Here is a 6,636-nt window from a genome sequence, read left to right as displayed (position 1 = left end):
GGGACGGCGGTTCCAGCGGGGACGGCGGCGACCCCTCCGATCCCAGCAAGCCCCCGGAGGACAACACGGTAGGCGGCGCGGTGGTGGATCTCATCACCAACGGCCTGGACAGCGCTACCGCCCGGATTGACGCGATTCAAAGCCAGCTCAACGCCTCCCTCAACCAAATCAAGCGCCCCACCGCCGCCGTGGCGGGGGACCTGGCGAACCTCTGCGGGGAGCTGGACATTCTGCTGCGGGATCTGGACGACGCGGAGGACCTGATGGCCGCCCTGGGACAATCCGCCGGGACCCTGCGGGAAATTCTGGAGGACGTGGACGCCCTGCGGACCGTGCTGAACGGCTATGAGCCCACCCTTCAGGAGGCCCTGGCCAACACGGGGACCCTCAGCGCCTCCGCCGTCACCACCATCCGGGACACGGAGGCCCTGCTCACCGACGCGGAGAACCTGGCCCGCTCCACGGGGAAGGACCTGGACGCGGGGACGAAGCAGTCCCTCCGGGGCCTCTCCGCCGCCCTGCGGCAGACCGCCAAGGCCCTGGCCACCACGAAACAGGTGAAGGAGGCCAAAAACACCGTCACCCAAATTATCGAGGATACCTGGAACGAATACACCGGAGACGTGAACAACATCCTGCTGATGGACGCCACGGCGGAGCCGGTTTCCCTGACGGACGAGCGGAATCCCGCCCCCACCAGCATTCAGGTTCTTATCCGCACCCAGGAAATCAAAGAGGAGAAGCCGGAGGAGGACGAGGCGTCCGCCGCCGTGAAGGAAAAAACCACCTTCTGGGGCCGGGTGACCCAGATGTTCCGGGACTTCTGGAACGCCGTCACCGGCGTCTTCCAATGACGGGAGGAGAGCCGCCATGATTGAAAAAATCGCCCATAAGCTGACCCGAAAGCCCAAGCTGGTGGCCCTGATTGCCGTGCTAATGCTGATTCCCTCTCTCATCGGCTACGCCGCCACCCGCATCAACTACGACATCCTGTCCTATCTGCCCCAGGATCTGCCCTCCTCCCAGGGGGAGCAGCTTCTGGAGGAGCCCTTCCAGATGGCGGCTACCAGCATGCTTATCGTGGAGGGGATGCCCGCGGGCTATACCAACAAGCTGATTCAGGATATCCAGGACGTCCCCGGCGTGTCCAGCGCCGTGTGGCTCAGCAATCTGGTGGGCATCCAGGTTCCCGTGGAGATGATTCCGGCGGACCTCCGGGAGATGTTCTTCTCCGGCCAGGCCACCATGATGCTGATTCAGTACGACCATCCCGGGGCCTCCGACGAGACCATGGAGGCCATCCGGCAGGTGCGGAGCGTCTGCAACGAGCGCTGCTTCCTGGCGGGCTTTTCCGTGGTCATCAAGGACACCCGGGACGTGATGGACGGGGAGCTGCCCATCTTCGTGGGACTGGCGGTGNTGCTGGACCTGGCGGCCATGAGCGGGACGCTGGAGTCCACTGTCCTGCCCTTCGTGTACCTGGCCAGCATCGGCATGGCCGTGGTCTACAACTTCGGAAGCAACATCTTCTTAGGCCAGATTTCCTACATCACCAAAGCCATCGCCGCCGTGCTGCAATTGGGCGTGACCATGGACAACTCCATCTTCCTCTACCACCGCTANGAGGAGGAGCGGGAGCGCTATGACGACAAGCGGGACGCCATGGCCCAGGCCATNATCGCCGCTTTCCGCTCCCTCTCCGGCAGCAGCATGACCACCATCGCGGGCTTCCTGGCCCTGTGCTTCATGNGGCTGACCCTGGGACGGGACATCGGCATCGTCATGGCCAAGGGCGTGGTCCTGGGGGTGGCTACGGTGATCCTGGTCCTGCCGTCTCTGGTGCTGATATTCGACAAGCAGATCGGAAAGCACAAGCACAAGACCCTGATTCCCTCCTTCGATAAGGTCAACGCCTTCATCCTCCGGTACAAGGTCCCCCTGGTGGTGCTGACAGTGCTGCTGTTTTTCCCGGCGGTCTACGCCCAGCGCCACGCGGACATCTACTACAAGCTGGACGAATCCCTGCCCCGGGACCTTCCGTCCATCGTCAGCAACGAGAAGCTGAAGGACGATTTCGATATGGCGACCAGCCATTTCGTAGTCCTCCGGGACGACCTCAGCGCCGCCGACATGGGGGAGCTGGAGCGCCGGATGGAGGAGGTCCCCGGCATCACCTCCGTGGTGTCCTTCCACAAGATGCTGGGCGTGGGCATTCCGGACTTCTTCATCCCGGAGGACCTCAAGAACATGCTCCGCCAGGAGGGCTGGCAGCTGATGATGATCAATTCCAGCTATGCCCCGGCCACAGACGCGGTGGCGGCCCAGCTGGACGCCATGAATGCAATCCTCCACAGCTACGACCCCTCCGCCATGATCACCGGGGAGGGGGCCATGTACCGGGATTTGATCGACACCTCGGCGGTGGACTTCCAGGTGACGAACTATATTTCCATCGCGGCCATCTTCCTTATCATCGCCTTTGTGTTCAAGTCCGCCTCCGTCCCCCTGGTGCTGGTGGCCACCATTGAGCTGGCCATCTTCATCAACCAGGGCTGCTGCTACTTCCTGGGCACGGAAATTCCCTTCATCGCCCCCACCATCATCAGCTGCGTCCAGCTGGGGGCCACGGTGGACTACGCCATTTTGATGACCTCCCGTTTCCAGGAGGAGCTGAAGAAGGGCCTTGGACGGGAGGAGGCCATCCGCGTTGCCGCCGCGTCCTCCGACGCGTCCATCGTCACCAGCGCCCTGGTGCTCTTCTGCGCCACCCTGGGGGTGTCCTTCGTGTCCTCCATCGACCTCATCGGGGCCATCTGCGTCATGCTGGCCCGGGGCGCGCTGATCTCGGCGCTGGTGAGCATCTTCCTCATGCCCGCCGTTCTCTGCGTCTGCGAGCCGGTTTTTAACAAGACCAGCTGGCATTGGAAAACGCCGGACCCCGCTCCGGCCCTGCCCGGCTCGGAGAGGGAGGCGCTTCCCACGGCGGAGACCCCGCCCGCCCTGGCGGAGGCGGCCATTCCGGCGGCCTCTGCCGGCGAGACGCCGGCAGAGGTGGTTTCCATAGAGATGGAGCCGGTTTCCGCCCGCGGGGAATAACGGAAGATCCAGTAAGGCCCCCGGAGGGATGTCCTCCGGNGGCCTTTTCGCATGATTGGTCAGTCTTCATCCTTTGCCCAGGCCATGGCGCAGCGCACGGCCCGTTTCCAGCCCTTCAGCAGCTCCTGCCGCCGCTGCTGGGAGACGGCGGGGGAGAAGGTCCGCTCACAGGCCCAGTTGCCCCGAATCTCGTCCAGATCCCTCCAGAAGCCGGAGGCCAGCCCCGCCAGGTACGCCGCCCCCAGGNCAGTGGTTTCGATGCACCGGGGCCGCTGGATTTGGGTGTCCGNCAGGNCCGCCTGGAACTGCATGAGGAAGCTGTTGGCGCTGGCTCCGCCGACCACCTTGAGAGAGCCCAGGGCCAGGCCGGACTCCTCCTTCATGGCGGAGAGCAAATCGTTGGTCTGGTAGGCCAGGGATTCCGTCACCGCCCGGATGAAATGCTCCCGGGTGACGCCCCGGGTGAGGCCCGTTACGGTGCCCCGGGCGTAGGGCTCCCAGTAGGGGGCCCCCAGGCCAACAAAGGCCGGGACCACATAAATGCCTCCCGCGTCCTCCAGGCGGGAGCAGATCTCCTCCGTCTGGGCGGCGCTGTCCACCAGCTTCATCTCGTCCCGGAGCCACTGGATGGCGNNCCCGGCGATGAAAACGCTGCCCTCCAGGGCGTAGTGGATCTGCGTTCCCGTTCCGGCGGCGATGGTGGTGAGGAGGCCCCGCTTGGAGGCCACCGCCTCCGCCCCGGTGTTCATCAACAGGAAGCCGCCGGTGCCGTAGGTGCTCTTCACGTCCCCCGGTTCAAAGCCGCACTGGCCGAAGAGGGCGGCCTGCTGGTCGCCCGCGGCGGCGGCGATGGGGATGGACCCGCCGAACTTGTCCGTCTCGCCGAACAGGCAGCTGCTGGGCAGGGCCCGGGGCAGCAGGGAGGCGGGGATGCGGAAGTAGTCCAGCAGCTCCTGGTCCCATTGGAGCTTGTGGATGTCAAAGAGCATGGTCCGGGAGGCGTTGGTGTAGTCCGTGGCGTGGACCCGTCCCCCGGTCAGGTTCCAGATAAGCCAGGTGTCCACGGTGCCGAACCGCAGCTCCCCCCGCTCCGCCCGCTGCCGGGCGCCGGGGACGTTGTCCAGAATCCATTCCAGCTTGCTGGCGGAAAAGTAGGCGTCGGGAATCAGGCCGGTTTTCTGACGGACGGCCTCCTCCAGCCCGTCCCGCCGGAGCCGCTCAATGCGGTCCGCCGTCCGGCGGCACTGCCAGACAATGGCGTTGCAGACAGGCTTTCCGGTGGCGGCGTCCCAGACCAGGGTGGTTTCCCGCTGGTTGGTGATGCCGATGGCGGCGATTTCATCCGGCCGGGCGTCGGCCTTCTGCATGGCCTCCATGGCGACGCCCATCTGGGTGGACCAGATGTCCATGGGGTCGTGCTCCACCCAGCCGGGCTGGGGATAAATCTGGGGGAACTCTTTTTGCACCACGGCCCGGATTTCCCCCCGGCGGTCAAAGAGGATGCACCGGGAGCTGGTGGTGCCCTGGTCCATGGCAATCACATAGTTTTTCTCGTTCACGTCCGCTCCTCCCGCGCCGGTCACAGGGTCCCCTTGAAGAAGTCGATGACGCCCTGCTCCACCTGGTCCTTGAGATTGGCGTAGTTGTGGATCTCATGGCGGTAACCGTCGTAAATTTTGGTGGTCACCTTGTGGCCGGAGGCTTCCAGCCAGGCGGAAACCTGCTTCACGCCCTCGCCGTACTGGCCCACCGGGTCCTCGCCGCCGGCGATGTTGTAGACGGGCAGGTCCTTGGGCACCTTCTCCGCCCAGGCGGGGCCGGTGATGAAATCGATCATCTGGCAGAAGTAGAGGAAGGAGCGGTTGCTGGTGGGCCGGGAGAAGGCGTCCAGGGGGTCCATGGCGTGGTCCGCCTGGACATAGGGGTCGGAGCAGATCCACTCGTTGCCGTATTTGATTTCCTCCGTGCACCGCTCGCACATCCAGCCAAGCAGGGCCCCGGCGGCGCTGGGGTCGGAGGCGTCCCCCTGCCCGGCGTCCACGGCGGCCCGGAGCATGGCCATGCCCTGTTCCAGCCCGGGGAAGACGCCGCTGGTGCCGCAGAGGGTGACGGCGGTGAGCTCGGAGCCGTAAGCCGTGATGTAGTCCCGGGCGATAAAGGAGCCCATGCTGTGGCCGAAGAGGAAGCAGGGGAGGCCGGGGTATTTCTCCTTGACCAGGGTGGTCAGGGTGTGTTCGTCNTCCATCATGGTGTGGGGGCCCTTGTCCCCCCAGTCGCCCCAGGAGCTGTTGACCACGGCGGTCCTGCCGTGGCCCACATGGTCGTCCGCCGCCACGATGAAGCCGGCGTCCAGGAATTTAGAGATCATATGAAGATAGCGCCGGGAGTGCTCCCCGAAGCCGTGGACCAGCTGAATGATGCCCACAGGCTGGGCTGCGGGGACATAGATCCACCCCTGGACCTGGTCCCGCTGGTTGAAGGACTGGAAGCTGATCTCGTGTAACATCGCTGCTCCTCCTGTTCCGGGGCGAGAGCGCCCCTATAAATTGACCGGAAAATTAAGGAATTATAGAAAGTATACCGTGCCCCGCCGCCGCTGTCAACCAAAAGCGGCGGCAAAGCCGGTCCGGGCAAATTTTTTCCGGAAAGGGGCTTGCCATTTGGCAAAAAATCCGTTATGATATTCATAAAGACTTTATAAAACAAGAGACGGGGAATGAGGAGCCATGACCATATCGCCTGCCAACAACATGGACGTCAAGCGGCGCAACCGGGTGAACACCCTGCGCTGCATCCTGAAAAGCGACCGGGTTTCCCAAATGGAGCTGACCCAGAAGCTGGCCTTGAGCTGGCCCACGATTTTGCAGAACGTGAAGGAGCTGACGGAGCTGGGGCTGGTTCGGGAGGACGGCGTGTACGCCTCCACCGGCGGCCGGAAGNCCAAGGCCTACGCTCCCGTGCGGGACGCCCGGGTGGCGGTGGGCGTGGACCTGACGGCGGACCACGTCGGCGTGGTGCTGACGGACCTGGGGGGGAACCTTCTGAAGCAGGCCACGGGGGCCCTCCGCTTCTCCATGGAGGAGATCTATTTCAAGTACCTGGGCGGCCTGCTCCAGCGCTTTGTGGAGGCCAGCGGCGCGGCGGATCGGATTCTGGGAGTGGGCATAGCCCTTCCCGGCATTGTGGACGGGGAGCGGGGCGTGCTGCGGGAGTCCCACGCTCTGGAGCTGCGGAATGTGCCGCTTAGCCGCTTTACCCAGCAGATACCCTGGCCCTGCCGCTGCCTGGGCGCCGCTCATGCTGCGGGCCTGGCGGAGTTCCGGGGCGTGGATGGGGATATGGTCTATCTCTCCCTGGACGACACGGTGGGCGGGGCTATCCTCCGGGACGGGAGCCTCTGCCTGGGGGATCACCTCCGGGCGGGGGAGTTCGGGCACATGACCCTGGTTCCCGGCGGACGCCGGTGCTGGTGCGGCAAGGCGGGCTGCCTGGACGCCTACTGCTCCGCCAAGGTCCTTTCGGATCACGCCGGGGGCAGCC

At 64.7% G+C, this 6,636-nt stretch carries 5 protein-coding genes; 3 read left to right on the top strand and 2 right to left on the bottom strand.

Annotated features, from left to right (window positions below; translation table 11 throughout):
- Together JX325_RS11280 and JX325_RS11275 are read left to right on the top strand one after the other, a co-directional pair.
- Positions 1 to 854: hypothetical protein (locus JX325_RS11280; protein ID WP_204791221.1), on the top strand; the 854-nt coding region annotated here is incomplete at its 5' end.
- Between the two features lie 16 nt (positions 855 to 870).
- A complete protein-coding gene (locus JX325_RS11275) occupies positions 871 to 3,096 on the top strand; it encodes an RND family transporter (RefSeq protein WP_204791220.1) in 2,226 nt (741 codons plus the stop codon).
- A 59-nt stretch (positions 3,097 to 3,155) separates the two neighbouring features.
- Here JX325_RS11275 and glpK read toward each other — a convergent pair whose 3' ends face one another.
- Positions 3,156 to 4,655, bottom strand: a complete 1,500-nt coding sequence (gene glpK, locus JX325_RS11270; protein WP_279380532.1) for a glycerol kinase GlpK — start codon at positions 4,653 to 4,655, stop codon at positions 3,156 to 3,158.
- 20 nt (positions 4,656 to 4,675) lie between these two features.
- Positions 4,676 to 5,602 carry an alpha/beta fold hydrolase gene (locus tag JX325_RS11265; RefSeq protein ID WP_204791219.1) on the bottom strand — a complete coding sequence of 309 codons (927 nt, stop codon included), beginning with the start codon at positions 5,600 to 5,602 and terminating at the stop codon, positions 4,676 to 4,678.
- Positions 5,603 to 5,822: 220 nt separating this feature from the next.
- Here JX325_RS11265 and JX325_RS11260 point away from each other — a divergent pair.
- Positions 5,823 to 6,636 (top strand): ROK family transcriptional regulator (locus JX325_RS11260; RefSeq protein ID WP_204791218.1); only part of this gene is annotated, 814 nt, incomplete at its 3' end.

The organism is Oscillibacter sp. CU971 (assembly GCF_905219725.1).
Lineage (GTDB): Bacteria > Bacillota > Clostridia > Oscillospirales > Oscillospiraceae > Oscillibacter.
This window is presented reverse-complemented; position numbering and strand designations above follow the sequence as displayed.